The 23,350-nt window shown below is 64.0% G+C and carries 19 protein-coding genes, 1 tRNA gene and 1 pseudogene; 13 read left to right on the forward strand and 8 right to left on the reverse strand.

Features of this window, described 5'->3' with window-relative positions; all coding sequences use genetic code 11:
• Positions 1 to 48: 48 nt before the first annotated feature.
• A complete protein-coding gene (locus tag OB905_03895; protein ID MCU4925131.1) occupies positions 49 to 1,218 on the reverse strand; it encodes an FAD-dependent oxidoreductase in 1,170 nt (389 codons plus the stop codon).
• Between the two features lie 163 nt (positions 1,219 to 1,381).
• Between OB905_03895 and OB905_03900 the strand changes: the two genes are divergently transcribed.
• The 3 genes from OB905_03900 (at position 1,382) to OB905_03910 (ending at position 3,838) form a co-directional block, all read left to right on the forward strand.
• Complete coding sequence (locus OB905_03900) at positions 1,382 to 2,062, forward strand: metal-dependent transcriptional regulator (GenBank protein ID MCU4925132.1); 681 nt, start codon at positions 1,382 to 1,384, stop codon at positions 2,060 to 2,062.
• Between the two features lie 127 nt (positions 2,063 to 2,189).
• The gene (locus OB905_03905; GenBank protein ID MCU4925133.1) at positions 2,190 to 3,161 is read left to right on the forward strand and encodes a metal cation transporter; all 972 of its coding nucleotides are present in this window, start codon (positions 2,190 to 2,192) and stop codon (positions 3,159 to 3,161) included.
• A 143-nt stretch (positions 3,162 to 3,304) separates the two neighbouring features.
• Positions 3,305 to 3,838 carry an Rrf2 family transcriptional regulator gene (locus OB905_03910; GenBank protein MCU4925134.1) on the forward strand — a complete coding sequence of 178 codons (534 nt, stop codon included), beginning with the start codon at positions 3,305 to 3,307 and terminating at the stop codon, positions 3,836 to 3,838.
• 30 nt (positions 3,839 to 3,868) lie between these two features.
• Here OB905_03910 and gyrA read toward each other — a convergent pair whose 3' ends face one another.
• Positions 3,869 to 6,343 carry a DNA gyrase subunit A gene (gene gyrA, locus OB905_03915; GenBank protein MCU4925135.1) on the reverse strand — a complete coding sequence of 825 codons (2,475 nt, stop codon included), beginning with the start codon at positions 6,341 to 6,343 and terminating at the stop codon, positions 3,869 to 3,871.
• 166 nt (positions 6,344 to 6,509) lie between these two features.
• A complete protein-coding gene (gene gyrB / locus OB905_03920; GenBank protein ID MCU4925136.1) occupies positions 6,510 to 8,441 on the reverse strand; it encodes a DNA topoisomerase (ATP-hydrolyzing) subunit B in 1,932 nt (643 codons plus the stop codon).
• A 187-nt stretch (positions 8,442 to 8,628) separates the two neighbouring features.
• Between gyrB and OB905_03925 the strand changes: the two genes are divergently transcribed.
• From OB905_03925 to OB905_03935, 3 genes are all read left to right on the forward strand, one after another.
• A complete protein-coding gene (locus tag OB905_03925; GenBank protein ID MCU4925137.1) occupies positions 8,629 to 9,627 on the forward strand; it encodes a potassium channel family protein in 999 nt (332 codons plus the stop codon).
• Positions 9,628 to 9,698: 71 nt separating this feature from the next.
• The gene (locus OB905_03930; protein MCU4925138.1) at positions 9,699 to 12,188 is read left to right on the forward strand and encodes a DNA topoisomerase VI subunit B; all 2,490 of its coding nucleotides are present in this window, start codon (positions 9,699 to 9,701) and stop codon (positions 12,186 to 12,188) included.
• Between the two features lie 52 nt (positions 12,189 to 12,240).
• Positions 12,241 to 13,332 (forward strand): DNA topoisomerase IV subunit A, encoded by a 1,092-nt coding sequence (locus OB905_03935; protein ID MCU4925139.1) that lies wholly within the window; start codon positions 12,241 to 12,243, stop codon positions 13,330 to 13,332.
• A 33-nt stretch (positions 13,333 to 13,365) separates the two neighbouring features.
• On the opposite strand, the gene OB905_03940 is transcribed toward OB905_03935, so the two are convergent.
• Both OB905_03940 and OB905_03945 read right to left on the reverse strand, forming a co-directional pair.
• The gene (locus OB905_03940) at positions 13,366 to 14,040 is read right to left on the reverse strand and encodes an MBL fold metallo-hydrolase (GenBank protein ID MCU4925140.1); all 675 of its coding nucleotides are present in this window, start codon (positions 14,038 to 14,040) and stop codon (positions 13,366 to 13,368) included.
• A 73-nt stretch (positions 14,041 to 14,113) separates the two neighbouring features.
• Positions 14,114 to 14,851 carry a fumarylacetoacetate hydrolase family protein gene (locus tag OB905_03945; GenBank protein MCU4925141.1) on the reverse strand — a complete coding sequence of 246 codons (738 nt, stop codon included), beginning with the start codon at positions 14,849 to 14,851 and terminating at the stop codon, positions 14,114 to 14,116.
• Between the two features lie 151 nt (positions 14,852 to 15,002).
• Here OB905_03945 and OB905_03950 point away from each other — a divergent pair.
• Positions 15,003 to 15,077 (forward strand) — tRNA-Glu (locus tag OB905_03950).
• A 144-nt stretch (positions 15,078 to 15,221) separates the two neighbouring features.
• A pseudogene (locus OB905_03955) lies at positions 15,222 to 15,601 on the forward strand (ZIP family metal transporter).
• Positions 15,602 to 15,642: 41 nt separating this feature from the next.
• Here OB905_03955 and OB905_03960 read toward each other — a convergent pair.
• Positions 15,643 to 15,927, reverse strand: coding sequence for a DNA-directed RNA polymerase subunit L (locus tag OB905_03960; GenBank protein MCU4925142.1), 285 nt, complete (start codon positions 15,925 to 15,927; stop codon positions 15,643 to 15,645).
• Between the two features lie 154 nt (positions 15,928 to 16,081).
• Between OB905_03960 and OB905_03965 the strand changes: the two genes are divergently transcribed.
• From OB905_03965 to OB905_03980, 4 genes are all read left to right on the forward strand, one after another.
• A complete protein-coding gene (locus OB905_03965) occupies positions 16,082 to 17,869 on the forward strand; it encodes a rhomboid family intramembrane serine protease (GenBank protein ID MCU4925143.1) in 1,788 nt (595 codons plus the stop codon).
• 249 nt (positions 17,870 to 18,118) lie between these two features.
• Positions 18,119 to 18,826 carry an ABC transporter ATP-binding protein gene (locus OB905_03970; GenBank protein MCU4925144.1) on the forward strand — a complete coding sequence of 236 codons (708 nt, stop codon included), beginning with the start codon at positions 18,119 to 18,121 and terminating at the stop codon, positions 18,824 to 18,826.
• Positions 18,816 to 20,081, forward strand: a complete 1,266-nt coding sequence (locus tag OB905_03975) for an ABC transporter permease (GenBank protein ID MCU4925145.1) — start codon at positions 18,816 to 18,818, stop codon at positions 20,079 to 20,081. Before OB905_03970 ends, OB905_03975 begins: the two co-directional genes overlap by 11 nt.
• A complete protein-coding gene (locus OB905_03980; protein MCU4925146.1) occupies positions 20,078 to 21,319 on the forward strand; it encodes an ABC transporter permease in 1,242 nt (413 codons plus the stop codon). Before OB905_03975 ends, OB905_03980 begins: the two co-directional genes overlap by 4 nt.
• Positions 21,320 to 21,354: 35 nt before the next feature.
• Here the strand turns inward: OB905_03980 and OB905_03985 are convergent, their stop codons facing one another.
• A complete protein-coding gene (locus OB905_03985) occupies positions 21,355 to 22,002 on the reverse strand; it encodes an METTL5 family protein (protein ID MCU4925147.1) in 648 nt (215 codons plus the stop codon).
• A gap of 109 nt (positions 22,003 to 22,111) precedes the next feature.
• On the opposite strand from OB905_03985, the gene OB905_03990 reads away from it, so the two are divergent.
• Positions 22,112 to 22,297 carry a zf-TFIIB domain-containing protein gene (locus tag OB905_03990; protein ID MCU4925148.1) on the forward strand — a complete coding sequence of 62 codons (186 nt, stop codon included), beginning with the start codon at positions 22,112 to 22,114 and terminating at the stop codon, positions 22,295 to 22,297.
• Positions 22,298 to 22,306: 9 nt separating this feature from the next.
• Here the strand turns inward: OB905_03990 and OB905_03995 are convergent, their stop codons facing one another.
• A complete protein-coding gene (locus OB905_03995) occupies positions 22,307 to 23,332 on the reverse strand; it encodes a hypothetical protein (protein ID MCU4925149.1) in 1,026 nt (341 codons plus the stop codon).
• Positions 23,333 to 23,350: the final 18 nt, after the last annotated feature.

A 23,350-nucleotide genomic window follows, 5' to 3' on the forward strand; every position in this document is an offset into this window, starting at 1 on the left:
AACGAATGGCTTCGAGATGGCTAGAGGCGACAACTATTCGCCCGACTGTTACAGCGACGGCCAGGCTGCTCGCGCTCGGCTCCAGGAGCTGACGTCGGCGATCCAGCGCGCCGCGATGAGCTTTTTCAGATTCTTTGCCGGGAAGCCACCAAAGGTGTCGACCGGCAGGGACATACCGAAGGCGGGCTTGACGCCGTGGGCGACGGCCTTGTCGCCGACCGAGACAACGGTCCCCTTGTTGTCGAACTCCCAGGTCTGCAGGGGGCGTCCATCCATCGCGCGAGTGATGTTTTCGCCGACGAGTTCGGCAGCCTGCCAGGCGGCCTGGGCGGTCGGCGGTGCGGGCTGGTCGCCCTGATCGACGATCGCCGAGTCGCCGATGGCAAAGACGCGTTCGTCCGAGGTCTGGAACGTCGCCTCGGCCTCGACGCGGTTGTGCTGGTTGTCGAGCGCTGTCTCGTCTAAGGCGTCCCGGCCCGTGATACCGCCGGTCCAGACCAAGACGTCGAACTCGAGGGGCTCACCCTCGTCGAAGTGGATGATGCCGTCCTCGGCTTCCGTGATGGGGTCGTCGGTGTGGATCTGGACGCCAGCGTCCTCGAGTAGGTCACGAAGGGCTTGCTGGATCTCGGGGTCGTTGCCCGGGAAGATCTCCTCGAGGGCTTCGACGAGGTGGATCTCGAGAGGGGCGCGGTGATTGTCGCGGAACTCCGCGATCTCGCCTGCGGTCTGGATACCCGAGAGGCCGGCACCGCCGATGACGATCTGGGCAGGCTCGCCGCGAGTCGCTTCGCGGCTGGCGTCTGCAACCTGCTCGTGAATCTCCAAGGCGTCGTCTAAGCTCTTTAGCGTCAGCGAGTGATCGTCGAGGCCGGGAATGCCGTAGTACGCCGTCTGGCTCCCGAGGGCAACGAGGACGTAGTCGTAGTCGACAGAGTCGCCGTCTTCGAGTTCGACGACGCGTTCGTCGGTGTCGAGCGCGGTGACGGTGTCCTGAATGAACGTTGTGGTCGGGTCGGCGATCTCGTCGACGGGGATGGTGATGTCTGCGCGGACGTCTGGATCGCGAATGACGCGGTGGGACTCGTGGAGTACGAGATGGTAATCCACGTCGGCGATCCACGTGAGACGGGTGTCCGGCCCGAGCTCCGACTGTAGCGATTTGATAGCCCCGGCGCCGGCATATCCGGCCCCGAGCACGACGACGTTCTCGGTCATGACGTACCCTCGGCAACGCTGTGATACAAAGGTGTTGGAACGAGCGGTGTTTGTTTCTGAGTCACACACCATACTGAAACGTCACAAAATCGAATGCGAGCGCGACCAACATCGAATATCGTCGACGACAGATTTAGGGTTAGACGGGGCTAAAGTACGCCGAATGATGCTGAGCGACGTGATGGAAGATTACCTAAAGGCGATCTACCAGCTCCAGCGTGGCGGCGACAACCGTATCAAGACCTCCGAAATCGCTGCGGAGCTCGACGTCACGTCGCCGACGGTTACGAGCATGTTAGAGAAACTCGCCGAGAGAGAGCTCGTCGACCGCGAGAAGTACCAGGGCGTGACGCTGACTCCGGAAGGAGAGACGGTCGCACTGGAGGTCGTCCGCCACCACCGGCTGCTCGAGGCCTACCTCACGGAGCATCTCGATTACGACTGGTCTGAGGTTCACGAGGAGGCCGACACGCTCGAACACCACATCAGCGAGGACTTCGAGCGACGGGTCGCCGCCGTTCTCGACGAGCCCGACGTAGACCCACACGGTGCGCCGATTCCAAGCGCCGATCTCCAGCCGCCTGCAGCGCCTGACGGAGACTCGGTCGTCGAGTTCGAGGAAGGTGACGTCGTCGTCGTTACGGAAGTCGAAGATCACGACTCGGAGATCCTCTCGTACCTCGCAGACCACGGCGTCGAGCCGGGAGTCGAACTCGAGATACTCGAGGTCGCCCCGTTCGGGATGGTCACTGCGCGCGCTCGCCACCACGAAGAGCCGGTGTCGCTACCGACGGAGGTCGCCCACCACGTCCGCGTCTCCGAGCCGGTCGAGGCTGAATCCTGACGCGATCCCTTCCCGAGACGGAATTAGATTCGACACAGTCTAAACATTCGTACGAAACAAATAAGTTTAGACCCGTCTAATCTACAGGCAATGACCTTATCTCGGATCTCAATTGGAGGGGCGACAAATGCGTACTGACGCCCTGTCGGACGCCCCACGATGGCTCCTCGCGATCGGACCTGCGGTAATCCTCGGAGCGATCTTTGTCGTGTTGTATCTGACATCGCCCTTTGGCGATATCTCCGGCGTCGAGAACGCGAGCACGCTCGAAATACTCTGGATGTTGACACTTATCGGCGCACTCGCCGGGATCGTCCCCGTCGCAATTGGCATGCTCTGGTTTCCGTTCATTCGTGGGCTCGAGCCGCGATACCTCCACGCCTTCCTCGCGCTCGCTGCCGGTGTTCTCGCGTTCATCGCAGTAGAGATGACCGAAGAGATCTTCGAAAACGGAGCCGAAGCCGAGACGACGTTCCAACTCGCCGGCTCGCTTCCGGAACTGGGCCCGATGGTGTTGACCGGCATTTTAGCAGTCGTCGGCGTCGGCGGCACCTTCGCCGTCATGTACGCCGCAAGCGAATGGCGCCAGCGGACGATGGCCGACACGCAAAAGAGCGGCCTGGAGATCGCGTATCTGGTCGCGCTCGCGCTCGGACTCCACAGCATCGGTGAGGGGCTCGGTATCGGCGTTGCGTTCATTCAGGGCGACGCAACGCTGTTGACGCTGCTCGTCCTCGCGTTTATCCTGCACAACGTAATGGAGGGACCGACCGTTGTGGCCGCAGTCGCCCGCGACGCAGAGGCGCCGCCGCTGCGACACTTCGCCGCGATGGGTGTTATCGCCGGTGGGCCGGTAATCCTCGGAGGCTGGATCGGCAGCTTCGCGGAGGCGCCGCTGTTGGCCGTCCTCTTTTATGCGATTGCCGTCGGGGCAATCGTGCAGGTCCTCATCGAGGTCGCCGAACTCATTCGGTTCGACGCCGAGGCGGTACTCACCCGGATCAACGCCGTAACGTTCGCCGTCGGGTTCGTGCTTATGTTTCTACTCGAAGACGTCCTCACGGAGGTCTTACTCGAGGGGTGGCTTGTTCCCGCCTGATCGGCACACACGGCTGTTCTACCCCAGCCTCTGCGCTCACTCGCGAACGGAACCGATTTCTGTTCACGAGCCGAACGGCGAAATGTCGCAAAAAACCGCCCCGACCCGCCGGGTTTAAGGAAACCAACTACCAAGTAGATCATATGTCATCGATTGAACTCACCCCCAGCCAGAAGAAAATACTTCGTGCACTGACGAATCTTCACAACAAGAGCAACGACGCGATCAAAGGCGAGGATATCGCGAACCAAGTCGACCGAAATCCCGGAACGATTCGTAACCAGATGCAGAGCCTGAAGGCTCTCCAACTGGTCGAGGGCGTTCCCGGCCCCAAAGGCGGCTACAAACCGACTGCCGCGGCCTACGAAGCTCTGGAAATCCAGCAGATGGACGATCCGGCGGCAGTCCCTATCCAGTACGAGGGCGAACCCGTCGACGACGTTATCGTCGAGGAGATCGATCTCTCGAGCGTCCACCACCCAGAACTCTGTCGCGCCGAGATCCACCTCCAGGGGTCGATGGATGCCATCGGCGACGAGGCCTCGGTCGTGGTCGGTCCAACCCCGCTCTCGAAGCTACAGATCACCGGTACCGTCGACGGAAAAGACGACACCAACAACGTGCTGATCCTCCGAATCGACGAGATGGTGGCGCCAGCCGGCGACGCCGAGCACTGAGCCACCCCGTCCTACGCTACTCGTCCTCGATTAGTCGTCGTCTGCATCGGTTCCCACGGCGGCCGGAACTACGTCGACGCTCGCGACGGCATCATCGGCGTCGACGTCCATGACGGTGACGCCCATCGTGTTCCGACTCACCGAGGAGATTTCTTCGACCCGCGTCCGCATGATCTGTCCGCGCTCGCTCATCGCGAGCACCTGATCGTCTTCTGCGACGGCTTTGATCGCCGTCACCGGTCCGTTTCGTTCGTTGGTCTTGATGTCGATCAGTCCTTTTCCGTACCGCGACTGCGTCCGGTACTCGGAGAGGGGCGTACGCTTTCCGTAGCCGTTTCGCGTCACCGTCAGCAGTGCCCGGTCGTCGCCCTCGTCGGTCGCGACGAGACCGGCGACTGCATCGCTGTCTTGAAGCTTAATTCCGTTGACGCCACGGGCGTTGCGCCCCATCGACCGCACCTCACTCTCGTCGAATCGGATCGTCATCCCCTGTTCGGTTCCGACAACTAGGTCCGTGGAGCCGTCGGTCACCTCGACGTCGACGAGCTCGTCACCGTCCTCGAGTTTCGCCGCGATGATCCCCGTCGAGAGGATGTTCTCGAACGCCTCGCCCGGCGTCCGTTTGACGTAGCCGTGTTTCGTCGCCATCGTAACACACTCGTCGGGCTCGAACTCGTCGGTATCGACGACGGCCGTGATCTCCTCGCCGGGATCGAGATCCAGGATGTTGACTGCCGACTTCCCGCGGGCGGTCCGGCCCATCTCGGGGATCTCGTAGGTCTTCAGGCGATAGACCTGCCCGTGGTTGGTAAAGCAAAGCAGGTAATCGTGGGTGTTCGCCCGGAAGACCGTCGTGACGCGGTCGTCGTCTTTGACGTCCGCGCCGATGATCCCCTTTCCACCTCGACCCTGCGGATCGAAGGTATCCAGAGACATGCGCTTGACGTAATCGTCTTCCGTCATCACGACGACGACCTCCTCCTCCGGAATCAGATCCTCGTGAGTAACCGTCCCGTGGTCCTCGACGATCGAGGTGCGACGGTCGTCGGCGTACTCGGCTTTCGCTTCGCGCAGTTCGTCCTTGATGACCGAGAGCAACTCCTGCTCGCTCTCTAAGATCGTCGTTAGGCGTTCGATTTCGGCCTGGACGTCCTCGTACTCGGCTTCGATCTCGGCGGTCTCCATCGAGGTGAGACTACCAAGTTGCATCCGGACGATGTGCTGGGCCTGGGCCTCGGAGAATCCGAACGCGTCCTGTAACCCGGCTCTGGCGGCCGATCGATCCTCGCTGTTTCGGATCAGTTCGACAACGTCATCTGCGTTCTCCACCGCCTTCAGTCGCCCCTCTAAGATGTGGGCTCGATCCTCGGCCTCGGCGAGGTCGTGTTCGCTGCGTCGGCGGACGACCTCCCGGCGGTGGCTGATGTACTCTTCGAGCGTCTCTTTCAGCGAGAGAACCTGAGGCTGTCCGTCAACCAGTGCGAGGTTGATGACGCCGAAGGTGCGCTCTAAGTGGTTCTCGAGCAGCTTGTTCTTCACTACCTCGACGTTGGCGCCGCGCTTGCACTCGATGACGACGCGGACGCCGTCGCGGTCGGATTCGTCACGCAGGTCCGAGATTCCCTCAATCTCGCCCTCGGTGACGTCCTCGGCGATGCGCTCGACGATCCGGGCCTTGTTGGCCTGGTAGGGTAGTTCCGTGACGACGATGCGCTCGCGTCCGTTCTTCCACTCCTCGACTTCGAACTCGGCGCGGACGCGGATACGACCGCGCCCGGTCTTGTACGCCGAGTAGATGGCATCCCGGCCGACGATGTTCGCACCCGTCGGGAAGTCGGGACCCTTGACGTGCTCCATCAGGTCCTCGACCGTCGCCTCGGGGTCGTCGATCAGTTCGATCGTCGCGTCGACGACCTCGCCTAAATTGTGCGGCGGAATGTTCGTCGACATGCCGACCGCGATCCCCGAGGAGCCATTTACCAGCAGGTTCGGAAACGCCGCGGGCAAGACCGTCGGCTCCTGGAGTCGATCGTCGTAGTTCGACTGAAAGTCGACGGTGTCCTTGTCGATGTCCTCGAGTAACTCCTCGGCGATCGAAGCCATCCGAGCCTCGGTATACCGCGGTGCGGCGGCCGGATCGCCGTCCATCGAACCGAAGTTCCCCTGACCGTCGACCAGTGGGTAGCGCATCGAGAAGTCCTGGGCCATCCGAACCAGGGTGTCGTAGATCGCGCTGTCGCCGTGGGGGTGGTAGTCACCCATCGTCTCCCCGACGATCGAGGAGGACTTTCGGTGGCTCGACCCGCTCGAGACACCCATCTCGTGCATCGCATACAGGATGCGCCGGTGGACCGGCTTCAGGCCGTCCCGGACGTCCGGGAGGGCCCGCCCCGCGATGACGGACATCGCGTAGTCGATGTAACTCTGCTCCATCTCGTCTTCAATGCGGACGGTCTCTACCGTCTGGGCCGATACGTCGGTTGGGTCGGGTACGTCTGAACTCATTCGTTTGCTGGGTTTCGTGGGTTGGTTTGCGAGCACTGCATCCGCGAGGGAGTTCGCAACGCGAACTCGCGAGCGGGCCGACGACCGACCCGCAGGGAAGGGAGGAGTGCTTTTGATCGAAATTTTGCCGAGGGCCAGCAATGCTGGCCCGCAGAGCAAAATTTCGCTAGATGTCGATCCACTCGGCTTCCGGCGCGTTGTCCTTGATGAACTGCTTGCGGGGCTCGACGGCGTCGCCCATCAGCACGGAGAACATCTTGTCCGCTGCGGCGGCGTCCTCGATGGTAATGCGTTTTAAGATGCGATTCTCGGGGTTCATCGTCGTCTCCCAGAGCTGTTCTGGGTTCATCTCGCCTAATCCCTTGAATCGCTGAACTCGTGTCGGCGAGCCGTCACACTTCTCTTCGACGATCTCGTCGCGCTCTACGTCGGTCATCGCGTCGTAGGTCTCGCCGCGATACCGAATTCGGTACAGCGGGGGCTGTGTCGCGTAGACGTAGCCGTTCTCCAGCAGCGGGCGCATATGGCGATAGAAGAACGTCAGCAGAAGGGTTCGGATGTGGGCGCCGTCGACGTCGGCGTCTGTCGCCATGATGATCTTCTCGTAGCGGACGTCCTCGATGTCGAACTCGTCGCCGATTCCCGCGCCGATGGCGGTGATCAGGTTCCGAATCTCATCGTTCTCCAGAATCCGATCGAGCCGGTGTTTCTCGACGTTCAAGATCTTCCCCTTTATCGGGAGAACTGCCTGGAACTCGGGGTTTCTGGCCTGCTTTGCACTGCCGCCTGCGGAGTCTCCCTCCGCGACGAACAGTTCGGCCTCTGTGGGATCTTTCGTCTGGCAGTCGGCCAGTTTGCCAGGTAGGGAGGTCGACTCGAGGGCCGATTTCCGGCGCGTGAGTTCCTCGGCCTTTTTGGCCGCCTTGCGGGCCTTGGCGGCCTCGACGGCTTTCATCACGATTCCCTGGGCCGTATCTGGATGTTCCTCGAAGTAGGTGCCCAGTCCCTCGTGCATCGTGCCCTCGACGATGCCCCGCACTTCCGAGTTTCCGAGTTTGGTCTTGGTCTGTCCCTCGAACTGTGGATCGGGGTGTTTCACCGAGATTACTGCGGTGAGCCCCTCTCGAATGTCCTCGCCTTTGAGGTTCTCCTCTATGTCCGAGAGGAGGTCGTTCTCGTTGGCGTAGTCGTTGACCACGCGCGTGAGCGCGGTCTTGAACCCGGTCAGGTGCGTGCCCCCCTCGCGAGTGTTGATGTTGTTCGCGAACGCGTGAATCGAGCCCTGAAGCTCCTCGGTTGCCTGCAGAGCGACTTCGACCTGGATGTTCTGATCTTCGCCCTCGAAGTAGACGACGTCGTCGTGGAGCGCAGATCGCGTCTCGTTCAGGTACTCGACGAACTCGCGGATGCCGCCGTCGTACTCGTAGGTCTCGGCAACGGGATCACCGGACTCGTCGCGCTCGCGCTCGTCGCGAAGCGTGATACGGACGCCGGAGTTCAGGAAGGCGAGCTCCCGAAGCCGGTTCGAGAGCGTCGAGAACGCGAAGTCGGTCGTCTCGAAGATGTCTTCGTCCGGCCAGAACGTGATCGCGGTACCGTTCTCCTCGTCCGGTTCGAGGTCTCGAGCGCGTTCCATCTCGCCTGCGGGTTCGCCGCGCTCGAATGCGTGCCGAAAGAGGCCGCCGTCGCGTTTGACTTCGACCTCGAGCCGTCCAGAGAGGGCGTTGACGACGCTGACGCCGACGCCGTGGAGGCCGCCAGAGACCTGGTAGGACTTGTTGTCGAACTTCCCGCCGGCGTGGAGGACGGTCAGAATGACCTCGAGGGCGGGGCGGTCGTACTCGGCGTGGGTATCGACTGGGATCCCACGACCGTCGTCGGCGACGGTGACGCCGCCGTCCTCGCGGATCGTGACGGATATCTCGTCGCAGTGGCCGGCTAAGGCCTCGTCGATGGAGTTGTCGACGACTTCGTAGACGAGGTGGTGGAGCCCGCGGGTGTCCGTGGACCCGATGTACATCGCCGGTCGCTTGCGTACGGCCTCCAGCCCCTCTAAGACCTGGATTTGTCCGGCACCGTACTCACTTTCCTGAGACATGAAAACCTGCTTCCGGGTAGATGCCCGCCCCCTATAAAACTCACGTACGCGCGCGAGCGCGACTCGGGCAGTACTCTATTACCTGACGTACTCAACTAGCGACTGACGACTTCCCGGCGGGCGGCCTAAAAACCCGCGTCAGTGACCGGGCCGTCGCTTTCGGCGATCGGGACCGTAGCCTGGCGAAATGCAACCGGTTTTCCTCCTCGTCGGGACCGCCGTCCTCCTGACGGTGATCGTGGACATTCTCTGGACGACGCTCTGGGTCGACGGGGGCTCTGGCCCCGTCTCGAGTCGCGTGGCGACCTGGACCTGGCGCGGGCTTCGCTCCGCGAGCAACGATAACCCGAGAGTCCTGAGCACCGCCGGGCCGCTCATCCTCACACTCACGCTCGCGACGTGGATCGCGCTCCTGTGGCTCGGCTGGACACTCCTGTTCGCTGGCGGTCGAACCGCTCTCGTCAGCGCGCACACGGGCGATCCAGCCACGTGGTCGGGGTACGCCTACTACGTCGCCTACACGATGTTCACGAACGGTAACGGGGACTACACGCCCACGAGCGCTACCTGGGAGATCGCCAGCTCGCTCACGACGGCGACGGGGATGGCCTTGGTCACACTGGGGGTCTCGTATATCCTGACCGTGCTCGGCGCCGTCTCCGAGAAGCGCTCGTTCGCCAGCGACGTCACCGGTCTGGGCGAACGAAGTGAGGACCTGGTGAAAGCAGGCTGGGGTCGCGAGGAGGATTTCGACGGGTTGGCCCTCCCGCTTGAGTCACTGGCAACCCAGCTCAGCTTGCTGGCCGATCAGCACAAGGCGTACCCGATCCTCCACTACTACCACAGCGAGCGCAGCGACCGCGCCTCGGCCGTGGCCGTCCCGATTCTGGACGACGCGCTCACCGTCTTCGAGCACGGCATTCCGGCGGAGGCCGGGCCGAGTTCTACGCTCCTCCGAACTACCCAGGCGAGTGTCGACAGCTACCTCGAGACGCTCGACACCGCCTTTATCGAGCCCGCCGACGAGGCTCCGCCCCCGCCGGAGCTAGATCGGCTGCGCGAGGTGGGTGTTCCGACAGACGACGAGGCGTTCGGCGACGCCGTCGCCGACCGCCGCGAGCGCCGCCGGAAGCTTCTCGGCGTGGTGCGGGCAGACGCGTGGCAGTGGCCGCCCGTAGACGACTGATCCGGACAGCCCCTTTCACTTTCGCTCCGGTAGCGCACACCTTTTAGCCCAGCCGCTAGTACAGGGGGACGATGACGTCGTTTCAGTCGACACTCGGCGAGGACGAGGGGATCGCCGAAGAGCTGGCCGAAAACCAGCGCGCGATCTCCATCGCCGAGTTCTTCGAGAAGAACAAGCACATGCTCGGCTTCGACAGTGGTGCCCGGGGCCTCGTCACGGCCGTGAAGGAGGCCGTCGACAACGCCTTAGACGCCGCCGAAGAGGCCAGTATTCTCCCCGACATCTACGTCGAGATCCAAGAGGCCGGCGACTACTATCGGCTGATCGTCGAGGACAATGGGCCGGGCCTCACGAAGGAGTCGCTGCCGAAGGTCTTCGGAAAACTCCTCTACGGCTCTCGCTTTCACTCCCGCGAGCAGTCCCGCGGCCAGCAGGGGATCGGCATCTCCGCGGCCGTCCTCTACGCCCAGCTTACGAGCGGCAAGCCGGCCAAGATCACCAGCCGAACCCAGGGGGCAAGCGAGGCGGAATACTTCGAACTGATCGTTGACACCGACGAGAACGAACCCGAGATCAGCGTCGAGGAGACGACGAGCTGGGACCGCCCTCACGGGACCCGAATCGTCCTCGAGATGGAGGCGAACATGCGTGCTCGCACCCAGCTCCACGACTACATCAAACACACCGCGGTCGTCAACCCCCACGCTCGTCTCGAACTCCGCGAGCCAAGCGCGCACTTCAAGTTCGAGCGCGCGACCGACCAGCTCCCCGATGAGACCGAGGAGATCCGCCCCCATCCCCACGGTGTCGAGCTCGGAACGGTGATGAAGATGCTCTCGGCGACCGACTCCCAGACCGTCTCTGGGTTCGTCCAATCCGAGTTTACCCGCGTCGGGAAGAAGACCGCCGAGTCGATCATCGACGGTTTTCGCGATCGTCACTACGGCCGCGAGATGCGGTGGCAGCCGCCAGCCGACAGCGAACCAGCCGACATCAGGGCTGCCGTCGAGGCCGCGACCGCCAACAAAGGAGCCCAGGCCACGGCCACCTTCGCCGAAGGAGTCGCGGAGGCAGTCGCCGAGCGCGACCGAATCGCCCACCACGAACTCGTGGAGGTCGTCGCTTCGGCGGCCGAGGACGCACAGGCCGACCACGGGACCACCTTCGGTACGACGGTCCGTGAGAACGCCGTCGAAGCGGCGTGGGCCGAGATAACCGGGCTCGAACCCGAGGAGAGCGAGGGGGATACGGCTGCCAGCGAACGAGTCGACGACGAATCCGGCTCGGAGGACGACTCACCGCTGGTCGCCGACCTGTACAGCCTCGCAGACGAGGCGACGAGCACCCGAAAGGACGACGCCGTCGTCCACGCCTTCGCCGAGCGCCTGGGGGGAAAATTCGAAGACGAAGACGACCACCGCCACCGGCTCACCCGCAAGCGCCTGCGCGCCCACGTCGACCGCGCAGCGGAGCTGACCGAAGAGTACGACGACGTTTCCTTCGGCGACACTGCCCGCGAGAACGTCGTCGAGGCGATCTGGGCGGTGACGGCGACGGTTCCCGACGACCCGCCGCTGGTCCGGGAACTCGCCGGCGACCGAGACGCGGCCAGCGATCTGGTCGACGGGATGCGCGCGACGGACATCATGGCCCCACCGACGCGGTGTCTCTCGCCCATCTCGGACGAGTTGATCGAGGCCGGACTCAGAAAGGAGTTCGAGGCGGACTTCTACGCCGCGGCGACCCGCGACGCGGAGGTGTCGGGCGGCGATCCGTTCATCGTCGAAGCCGGTATCGCCTACGGTGGCGACCTGCAGGCGGAAGGAAGCGCCGAGGTGCTTCGCTTTGCGAATCGCGTCCCGCTCGTCTACCAGCGCGGCGCCTGCGCGACGACCGACGTCGTCAAATCGATCGGCTGGCGCAACTACGGACTCGACCAGCCCGGCGGTTCGGGGACGCCCAAGGGTCCCGTCGTGATCATGATCCACGTCGCCTCGACGAACGTTCCCTTTACCAGCGAGTCGAAAGACGCGGTCGCGAACGTCCCGGAGATCGAAGACGAGATCGAACTCGCGATCCGAGAGGCCGCCCGCGAGTTGAAGAGCTACCTGAACGAGCGTCGGTCGATGGAAAAGCGCCGGAAGAAACAGAACGTCCTCGGGACGATCCTCCCCGAGATGGCGACGAAGGTCGCCGAAGTCACGGGGCGGGACGAGCCCGAGATCGACGACGCCATTGCCCGCATCATGAACAACGTCCTCGTCGAACGCGAGGTCGAGCAAAACGGCGATTCGACCGCCGTCTCAGTCGTCGTCGAGAACCACTCGAGTACCGCCGAGTCGGTCGAACTGACCGATATCGTCTCCGCCGAACCCCGGAACGTGACCGACGGCGCGACCGTCGTCGAGATGGACGGCGAGTGGTTCGTCAAACTCGAGGCGGACGTCTCGAGTGACGGCGAGACCGCCCTCGAGTACGAGACCGCAGCCGACGCGACGTTCGACCTGAACGTCGACGGCATTACAGAGGAGAAACTGACAGTGACGGAGGCGGCAGAATGAGCGTCACGTCGCGTCCAGCTACGATAGATTGCATCCCCACGGAGAGAGACCAATGAGCGCCGACACCGACCACGAAGCCAGAGACCAGCTAATCGACCTCGCCGCACAGTTTTACGACCAGTTCGAGCTCGGGGAGATCCCCCACATGGAGGTCCCCACCAGAACCAAGAGCAACATCGAGTACGACGAGGAGAAAGGCGTCTGGGTCTACGGCGACCGGACTTCGAAGCGGACGGCGAACTCCGTTCGTGGGGCGCGAAAACTGCTCAAGGCAGTCTACACCATCGAGTTCCTCGCGAACCAGCTCGAAGAAGATCGCTCCTCGACCCTGCGTGAGCTCTACTACCTCTCGGAGAGCTGGGACAACGACAACGCACAGTTCTCCGATCAGGACGAGTCAAACGGTCTCATCGAGGACTTAGAGATCGTCTCCGGGGTTACCCGCGAGGACTTCCACATGCGTCCCGAGGAGTCCGGCGCGACGATCATGGGACCGCTGCACCTCCGCGAACAGACCCGACGGGGAGAACGCGAGATCCACTGCCAGGAGGACGTCGGCGAGGGTGGTTACCAGATTCCGAACAACCCCGACACGATCGAGTTTCTCGACACCGACGCCGACTTTATCCTCGCGGTGGAGACCGGCGGGATGCGCGATCGACTCGTCGAGAACGGCTTCGACGACGAGTACAACGCCCTGATCGTCCACTTAAAGGGCCAACCCGCCCGCGCGACTCGGCGGATCACCAAGCGACTCCACGACGAACTCGGCCTTCCGGTGACGGTCTTCGCCGACGGGGACCCGTGGTCGTATCGCATCTACGGCTCCGTCGCCTACGGCTCGATCAAGTCCGCCCACCTCTCGGAGTACTTAGCCACGCCCGAAGCCAAGTATATCGGCATCCAGCCCGCCGACATCGTCGAGTATGATCTCCCGACCGACCCGCTTTCGGATTCGGACATCAACGCGTTAGAGAGCGAACTGGAGGACCCCCGGTTCCAGACCGACTACTGGGAAGAACAGATCGAACTCCAACTCGAGATCGGCAAAAAGTCCGAACAGCAGTCGCTTGCCGCTCGGGGGCTCGACTTCGTGACGGACACCTACCTCCCCGAGCGGTTAGACGAGATGGACATCATCTGAGCGGCTTCGTTTCTCGAGGGTGAGATGAGAGCGTCAGTTCGAGTCTCGATCCCCGGTCGATTCGTCGAGTGCCACCGGAACGCCACGACTGGCAACGTCGACGACGAACGTACCGGCGTCCGTGTTCTCGGGATCGTACGCGACCGGAACGACGAGTCCGGGCCGGAACTGTTCGAGAGTCGCCGCCGCGTCACCCCCTACTCCGTCGTCGCCGATCGGTGTCAACAGGACATCGGCGTCGAGATCCGCCTCGAGTGCGGTCGACCGGCCGGGCCAAAAGACGCGAACGCCGTCGATCGTGACGGCGTATCCGCAGCCGTCGCCGTCCGACTGTCCGCTCGTGCGACGGTTCTCGCGCCCCAGTTGAGTCGTAAAGAGATCGAGCGGTCCGAGGACGAACGATTCGTCGGCGCGAACGCGCTCGATCTCGTGGGACAGGTCGCCTGGCTCGACGGTAACCGACTCGTGGACGACAACGAGTGTCTCCTCGTGAGCTACGCGGCGGATTGCGTCAGGATCGTAGTGGCGGCTCTCGGAGACCAGTACGAGATCGGCGTCGTGGCGTCCGAGCCCATCGCCGAGTTCTTCGGCAGCGTCGACGCCAGCCTGCGTCGGGTCGGTGTAGACGACGACGCCTAACTCACCCTCCACGCGGGTGGTCGGGCCGCCCAGCCAGTCGAGCGCGACCGCACCGTACCGTACTGTCATACGTGGCTGTTCGTCAACGAGGCCAAAAAGCGTTCGACCGCGGGTGAGTTCGGTACGAATCGACCGCTCCAGATTACGGCACGCGGACCGTATTCGAGAGCGTGCCGACGCCCTCGACTTCGATCTCGACCGTGTCGCCGTCACCGATCGGTCCGACGCCCTCCGGGGTTCCCGTCGCGATGACGTCCCCAGGTTCGAGCGTGAGGTAGGTCGTGATCTCGGCGATCAGCTCCGGAATCGGGAAGATCAGCTGCGTGAGCGAGCCATCCTGTTTGATCTCGCCGTTAAGCAGCGTCCGGACGCTCGCGTCGTCGGGCACTTCGTCTGGCGTCGCGAGCACCGGTCCGAGTGGCGCGGAGCCGTCGAAGGCCTTGCCGCGGATCCAGTTCTGTTCTTCCTCCTGATCGTCGCGGTTCGAGATGTCGTTGAGACAGGTGAAGCCGGCGACGATGTCCATCGCGTCGGCTTCGTCGACGTCGCGACACTGCTCGCCGATGACGACGGCCAGCTCAGCCTCGTAATCGATCCGATCCTTTCCGGCGGGGGCGGTGACGGTGTCGCCGTGACCTGCGACTGCGTTCGGCGGCTTCAAAAAGAGTAGCGGACGGTCTGGAACGTCGTCGCCCATCTCCGCGGCGTGCTCGGCGTAGTTGCGGCCCACGCAGACGATCTTCGACGGCTCACACGGCGGGAGAACGTCGATCTCGTCGCCGTCGAATGCGTACTCTTCGTCTCCGAACCGAACGACGCCGCCGTCGAGCGTTCCCTGGCGCACTGCTCCAGCCGGATCGCGGAATCGGATCTGCTTCATCGATACTGTCTCGATTCTGGCGACCCATAAAAAGCGTTGAGGTCGGCGCGCGTCAGTGGCTACCACTCCGGGAGTGGAACGGAACGCTTTTTATGTGGCCACGGCAAGCGGGTTGTGTAGCTTGGTCGCGCCGACCGTGCGACTGAGGCAAGCTCCGTTGGTGTAGTCCGGCCAATCATTTCGGCCTTTCGAGCCGATGACCTGGGTTCAAATCCCAGACGGAGCACTTCTCGGCGAACAACTTCGTGAGCCGAGGATGCGACCCTGGATTTGAATCAGACCAGTCGCGCGCAGCGTAGCAAGCACGTCTGGGCGTGGTTCAAATCTCAGCCGGAGCATTTTCCGAACGGAGTGAGTAAGAGCGGACGCTCTGCTCGGATTCTCCGTCCCGCTGCTCGCGGTGTTCATCGCAGTCGCGATCGCGATCCACAACGTTTCCGAGGGGACGGCGATTTCCATCCCGCTGCGCTCGATGGGCGTCTCGAACTGGCGGTTGGTCTGGTGGGCGATCTTCTCGAGCCTTCCCCAACCGATCGGTGCGGTTCTGGCGTTCGCGTTCGTCCAGTCCGCCCGGGGGGGTTTCTCCCCTTTGGCTTTGGCTTCGCGGCGGGCGCAATGCTCTACCTGGTGCTCACGGAGTTCCTGCCTGAGGCACTCGACATTGGCGCCGCCCTTCCTCGTCGCGGAAAGCCGGAGCTCGTGGGTGGCATCGTCGCGGGAGTGGGGCTCATGTTACCGCTTGCGGTTATCCAAATCGCAAAAGACGGGTCCAACAGCTCGAGTCGGTGGGCTCAGACTGCGGCTTCGAAGGCCTCGCGAAACGCCGTCGTCTTCCCGCGGACGTCGGCTGCGGCCTCCTCTAACGCGTCGAGGGGATCGACGTCTCCCTCGGTTTTGACCGTCAGAATGGGGTCGGTCTGGCCACCGGACTGTTCGGGGTTCATGTCGTAGGTGGCTGCACTCACGTCGTCGTGTTCGAGCAGCGTTCCCTTGAGGACGTTCATGAACGTGTGATCTTCGCCGGCGATCTCGATCGACAGCTCGTCGTCGGTGCTCTCGGTGACCCGCAGTTCCATACCCTTCGATCCGTTCGTCCCGGGCTTGTACCTTTCGAAGCCGCGTCTTTCGACTGGGCTTGTCGTAGGTGCAGAGAGCGTCAGGGTGGGACAGTAGCCCAGGCCGGGCGCAGAAAGTGTAAACCCCTATACCGCATCGGTCGAACCAACTGGTATGGAACTGGCACAGAGCGCGTTTGCGTTGGTTCTGGGCGCGCTGGTGCTCGGATCGGTTCTCGTGGTTTCCCGGCTCCATGACGGGAGGTCGTGGCGAAAGGTGCTCGGCGATCGATTTCTCTATGGCGTCCCCTGGGGATCGCTGATCGTTCTCGGCGGAGTTTTCGGCGTGTACCTCTTCGTTCAGGACGGGATCACGCACTTCCACGATCCCGTGACGATCCCCTACCGGGCGTGGTCGTACTACTACCCGCTGGGGGTCCTCTCTGCGTCGTTTACGCACGCGGGATCGAGCCACCTCCTCAACAATCTCGCCGCTGCAGCGGTCGTCGCCCCGATCGCCGAGTACGCCTGGGGACACTACCCCCGCGGTCGGGACGACCACGAGACGACCTCGCGGATGACGACGCCCTGGATCCGTGCCGTGGTCATCTTCCCGCTCGCGGTCGCACTCGTTGCCCTCGCGACGAGTGCGTTCGCACTCGGACCGGTGATCGGCTTCTCCAGCGTCGTCTTCGCGTTTGCCGGCTTTGCGCTCGTCCGGTATCCGATAGTCACGGTCGTCGCCACGCTCGGCGGCCAGGGCGTCTTGCTGACGCTCTACCAGGCCGTCCAGTCGCCCGTCTTTGAGTATGTCGCCCAGCCCAGCCCGGCGTCGGCGCCGTCGTGGGCGTCGGTCGCGATCCAGGGCCACGGGCTCGGACTGGTAATCGGGCTGCTCCTGGGCGCACTCGTCTTTCACCGGCGAGGATACCACCCGGATCCGCTCCGATTCTGGCTCGCACTCGTACTGTTCGGCTTTGCCCGGAGCCTGTGGGCGATCTACTGGTTCGGCGAGCAAAACACCTACCTGCTGTTCCGGGGGCTCGGCGTGGTCGTCGTTATTGCACTCGCACTCGTGGTGACGTTGGCGGTGACCGCCTCCGATCGTCCGATACGAATCGCCCGATTCCGAACCGACGACGGTCCGAAGCCGACAACCGGCGTCCCGAGAGCGGTTCTCCAGCGAGGGCTCGCCGAGGCACGAGGAGCCGTCGACCGGACCGACCGGATCGCGGCGATCGCCGGGACGTCGCGTCGCGAGCCAGCGTCAGCCGACGGAGTGAGTCCCCGATCGGTCGCCTTCCTGGCCGTGCTACTGGTTCTGGCTGCGCTGATGGGACCGGCGATTCCGGTGAACATGTTCGTCACCGAGGGACCGTCGACGGCCGACGGCGCGGTCGAGGTCCGCGACTACACGGTCTTTTACGACGAGGGTGTCGAGAACGAACTCGTCTCGTTCGTCGACGTCGAGGCCTTCGATCAGAGCACTGGCCTCGAGACCAGCGGAGTAATCGTCGCGAGCGAGCAGCGAAATATCTGGATGGAAGCGGTGACCGCACAACGGCTCGCGTTCACCGGCTACGAACGGGTGTCGGTCGGCGGTCCTGGCTGGCGGGAGATCGTTCACGTCGAGCGAACTGGCTGGGAGCCGGTCGGCAACGCGACCGTCTACCAGGTAGAGACGTGGGCCGACGGCGAGGATCGTGAACTTGCCTACGAGTCGGCGAGTAGCCAGGCGGATGTACGTATCGACGACCGAACCATCAGCATCGCCTCCGTCGACGGCACGTTCGCACTCGTCGTCGAGAGCCCGAACGGAGACGAACGTGACGCGGTCGCGATCCCCGAGGAGGGCGACACGGCAACAGCGGACGGACTTACCTTCGATCGCGAGGACGAGACGATCTACGCCAGCGCGGACGGCACCGAAGTTGCGGTCGCGACGCAGGAAACGTACAACTAGCCCAACGTCACCGAACGCGGCCGCCCTCTCGTAGTGGCCCCGTCCGCACGACAAACGGGCGGCTACTCCACCTGTAACGTGTCCCTTCGACCCCGCTGAACCCCCCGCGCCGTACGACACTCCCGTGTACTACCACGTTTCCGCGGGAAGTCGGTGGAGAACAATAGCCGACTCCGCCATCGTTTCGGGCGAGCCCAGACGATGCGCACCAACTTACTGCGGACGGCGGACGCCAAACCCGAGACAGCGATGGACAGCGACGCCACCACCGTCCGTCTCGCAGACGTCACCCACGCCTACGGCGCCGGGAGCGCCAGCCGATCCGACGACGGCCGGACGGTTACCGCACTTCGAGACGTCTCGTTCGAGGCGCGGGCCGGCGACGTCGTCGGCCTCGAGGGGCCGAGTGGGAGCGGCAAGTCGACGGTGTTACACGCGGTCTCCGGGCTGTTGGTGCCGACTGAAGGATCCGTCGAACTGTTGGGGACCGATCTCACCGACCTCTCAGATCGCGAGCGGACGCGCCACCGCAGAGAGCACGTCGGTATCGTCTTCCAACGGTTCCATCTCCTCCCCTCGCTGTCGGCTCGTGCGAACGTCGCCTTACCACTCGTACAGACTGGCATCCCCCGCAGACGCCGACGGGAACGCGCCGAGACCCTCCTCGAGCGCGTCGGCCTCGGCGATCGGACTGGACACCTTCCGGGCGAGCTAAGCGGCGGGGAGTGCCAGCGCGTCGCGATCGCGCGGGCGCTTGTCACCGATCCGGACATCGTCGTCGCCGACGAACCGACGGGCGAGCTCGATTCCGAGACCGGTGGCGCCGTCCTCGAGTTGCTTACCGACATCGGCCGTGATCGAACCGTCCTGCTAGCTTCACACGACGAACCGACACTCGCCGTGGCCGACCGCGTGATCACGCTTCGCGACGGGCAGGTGGTCACGGATGGCACGTGATGACGGCGCCGACGGGTTCGATGCCGACGGCGGCTCACGAATTGCTCGCTGGCGCGGGCTCGTCGCCATCTCCATCGCGCGGCTCTGGAACCGAACGACGGGAACTCGATCTGGCCGACTGGTGGCCAGCGTCGGTGCCGTCGCGTTGACGATCGCACTGCTGGTCGTCGTGACCGGTGTCGCGCTCGGACTCGCCGACGCCGGAGCCGTCGACGACACCGACGCGGACGTCACGATCGCGCCCGAGGACGGCAACGTGCTCGCCTCGGTCGACGGCGTCGAGGGGCCGCGACTCGGCGAGACGAGCGACCGATCGGCGGACATCGGCTCGCAGGAGGGAGTCTCTCACGTCTCGCCGGTGCTCGTCGAACCGGTCCGGATCGAGGCAGCCGGCGACGACGAACCGCGGACGGTCCTGCTGGTCGGGGTCGTTCCCGACGAGGAATCACGAACCGTCGGCGGCCTCCCGACGGACGAGCTCTCTTCTGGCGAGTCAGCCCTCGAAGCCGGCGACCTCACGGGAGAAATCGTCCTCTCGGCGGTCGCCGCAGATCGTCTCGGCGCAGCGCCCGGCGACGATCTCGTGGCTGCCGACTCGCCCGAGGTTGCCGGCGCCGGCGCGCCGACGGTGACGACCACCGCCGTCGAATCGGCCGACGACGAGACGCCGATCGCCCTGGTCCATCTCGACGATCTCCAGCAGTTGTCCGGCGCCGCAGACGGGCAACTCGCCGATCGGATTCTCGTCTGGGGCGACGAAGACGCAGCCACTGCCGCAGCCGACGACGCGTATCCGGACGCGACCGTCGAGTCGAGCGCCAGTGCAGATCCGTCAGCTCTGTTCGGCGACGGGCTCGCGTTCGCGACGAGCGCTCTCGCGTTCGTGGTGAGCGTGGCAATCTGTGCGTCGTTCGTCGCGACGACCGCCGCGATGACCGTCAACGAGGATCGGAAAACCCTGGCCGTTCTCACGTCGGTCGGCTTCCCGACCCGCAGTCGGCTCGCGTTCGTCGCCTCGTCGACGCTCGCGACGACACTGTGTGGGGCAGTCGTCGGGACGGCCATCGGCGCCGTCGGCATCTACGGACTCAACGCCGCCGCTGCAGCCACGATCGCACCCGGGGCGATCGCACAGTTTCATCCTGTATTCGTTCCATACGCCCTCGCAGTCGCACTCGTTTCGGGCCTGGTCGCGATTCCGTATCCACTGACAGTCGCCGCCCGCACGAACGTCCTCCAGGAGGTGGGACGATGAGCGTCCGCGGTGCAGTGGTCCGAACGCGGGCGGTTGTCGGCATCGCGTTCGCCCAGCTTCGGCGCTCGCCAGGTCGAACCACGCTCGCGGTCCTTGCCGTCGCGCTCGCGGTCCTCTCGGTGACGTTACTCGCGAGCCTCGGCGTCGGCGTCGCCGAGACGGGCGAGGACGGCCTCGACAGCGCCGGCCAGGATATCTGGCTCTCGAGTGACCCGGTCGATCCCTCCGCAAGTGGCACCGAAAACCCGGTCGCCGGCGCCCACGCGACCACGAGCGAGATCGCCGACCACGAAGACGTTACCTTCGCGACGCCGATCGCGATGCACGAGGTCTACGTCGAACGCGACGGTGACACCGTCCGGACCTCGTCGGTCGGAGTCCACTATACGCACGACGGCTTCGGCTTCGAGGAGGGCGGCGGCTTCGAAACCGACGTAAACGTCACCGACGAGGCGTCTACGCAGGACCGGTCTACCGACCCGGAGACAGCAGAGATCGTGTTACACCCGGAGACCGCTGAGACGCTCGGCGTCTCAGTAGGTGAGACGGTGACTGTCGGAACCAGCCACGAGACGGCATCGGACCACGAGTTTACCGTCGTCGGCATCGCTGCGTACTACTCGCAGTATCTGGGCACTGACGCCCAGGCGATGCCGCTGTTCGACCAGCAGGCGATCGCCGGCTCCTCGGGGACCGATCGCGCGACGTTCATCACCGCGAGCGTCGCAGACGACGCCGACGCGGCGGCCGTCGCCGCAGAACTCGACGCAGAGTACGACGAGTACGACGTACGCCCCAGCGACGAGCAAGTCGGTGCGATGTTCGAAGAGCGGCCGCTGGTCCTCGCAAGCGGGGCGACGCTCGTCGCCCTCGCGTTCGTCGGGGGGCTCGTGTTGACGGTCAACCTATTCGCGCTGGTCACCTACCAGCAACGCGAACAGCTCGCCGCCCTTCGGGCAATCGGACTCTCACGCTGGGTGCTCGCCGGAACGATCGGCGTCCAGGGGCTGGTCATCGGTCTCCTCGGGGGGGTTCTCGGGCTTGCCGCGACGCTACCGTTAGCGGCGGGGCTGAGTCGACTTGCCGCGGCTCTGGTCGGATTCGAAGAGCTACTCCAGACGCCACCCGAGGTGTACGCCGCGGGGCTTGCGCTCGCGCTCGTCGTCGGCACGCTCGTCGCGCTCGTCACCGGCTGGCGGGCCGGTCGGTACGCCCGCATCGAGCACCTCGAAGGGTAATCGCAGCCCTCCCGGCAGGGAGGCGATCAGCCACCTCACGCCCACTCGATGCGGAAGACTTCCGCCTCAACAGTCCGCGACGCGTCGGCGTGGAACGCAAACCGTCGCTCGATCTCGAAGGGAGCTCGGAACGCGTGGGTGACCGTCGCGCCGGCGTCCGCAGCGAACGACTCGACGAACTTCTGGCTTCCCTCGTTGTGGATCGTATAGGAGACGGCGGCGATCGATCTGGCCGTCTCGAGAAACGCCCGGTCGGCGTGTCGGCTCCCTCGCTGGGCGCCAAACGGCGGGTTCGAGAGGACCGTCACACCGTCTACAGAGAGAGGGAGTTGCGTCGCATCGGCACGAACCCAGTCGATAGGCGACGCCGTTGCATCCGATTCGAGCTGTGCCCGGACCGTCTGGGCGTTCTCCCGCGCGAGGGCGAGCGCGCCAGCGTCGACGTCGACGCCGACGACTCGCGACGGGGCGTAGGCGGCCGCACCGATCGCCAGTAGTCCAGTCCCAGTGCCGAGGTCGACGACGGTTCGACCAGCGAGATCGGCCTGCAGCTGTGCGAGCTGGCAGACGTGGGCGCCGACTTCTGCGGGCGTCAGGTACTGTTCGAGAGCGACCGACGGGTCCGAGAAGTCGTCGACGAATTCGAGTGCTCGTGCGAGCGAGCGACGGTCTGGACCCTCCATCGGCCGACCGTAGGCAGATCAGACAGAAAAGCGTTCGCGAACGCCCGGCTAGCTCGCTGGTGCAGTCGTGCCAGGATAAAGTTAAGAACGTGCCGCATAATCCCCGTGTATGGACGACTGTCCACGGTGTTCCGCACAGCTTGAGCGGATGAGCCTCGGGGAGGTGACGACGATCGCGTGCCCTCGCTGTGGATACGCCGACGTGCCGGTCGAACACCTACCTGAGGGGCGAGAGAATGAGTCCTGGCACGATGCGCTACACAGGTTCTACGAAGACAGCGAAAAATCGCCCTAACGGGGACTGCTACTCGTCTGGGGCTGCCGCTTGGGCTTCTTCTTCCTCGTGATCGACGTCCTCGTCAGAGCGGGCAGCGACCAGGCCACCGCGGGCGACGCTGTACAGCGGTTCGCTCGCGTGGCTCACGCCGCTAATCGAGAACGGAATGTTCGCTTCCTGGAGGTGGTCGCGGAACAGCGCCTCGAACCCGTCGGGGCTCGAGGTACCGCCAGTGACGACGACAGGGACGTCGAGACCCTCTTCGACGTCCTCATCGTCGACCTCGCGGGCGATGTTCTCGATGACGTAGTCCAGTAGGTTCTCGTAGTAGATCGACAGCGCCCCCTCAACGCCGCCGACGTCCGTCGTGAAGTCGAGCTCGAAGTCGTCCTCTTTGATCGAGGTGACCTTGTCGACGGGCGTGCCGGTCGCGCGGGCTGCGGACTCGTCGACCCAGTCGCCACCGCGGGCGACGGAGAACTTCATGACGGGAACCGCGTAGTACGCCAGACAGACGTTGGTCATGCCAGCACCGAAGCTGATCCCGAGGCCGGTGAAGTTGTTGTCCGCCAGTTCGCTGTAAATGACGGACATTCCCTCGTTGATCGGCTCGGCATCGTACCCCATGTCGCCGAGGAACGACTCGATCGTCTTCTGGTGGTACAACGTGGAGAGATCCGAGTCGATCGGATCCGCGGGCGTCGAGAAGTAGAGCTTCTCGTCCGGATAGGAGGGCTCGCCGACGACCTGCTCGATGATGAGCTTCATCATCGGGATCGCGCTCTTCTCGTCTGCAGAGAGGATACCGGCTTTCATCGGCCGGCGCGTTTCCTTGTTGAAAATATTCGCGAAGTTGAGGGCGTCGTCACCGACGACGTACACCTTGTCGTCCTTTCGGATGTGCAGCACCTCGCTGCGCGAGAGCATCTGCTCTGCCATATCCGAGTACTCGATCTCCACGAAGGAGTTGCGCTGCTGTACGAACACCGTGTCGGAGCCATCCTGTTGGGCAGACAGGATGTTCATCGTCCCGACGTCTAGGCCTTTCGCCATGATTTGTGAAGGCGTCTG

This window comes from Halobacteria archaeon AArc-dxtr1 (genome assembly GCA_025517425.1).
Classification (GTDB): Archaea; Halobacteriota; Halobacteria; order Halobacteriales; family Natrialbaceae; genus Halostagnicola.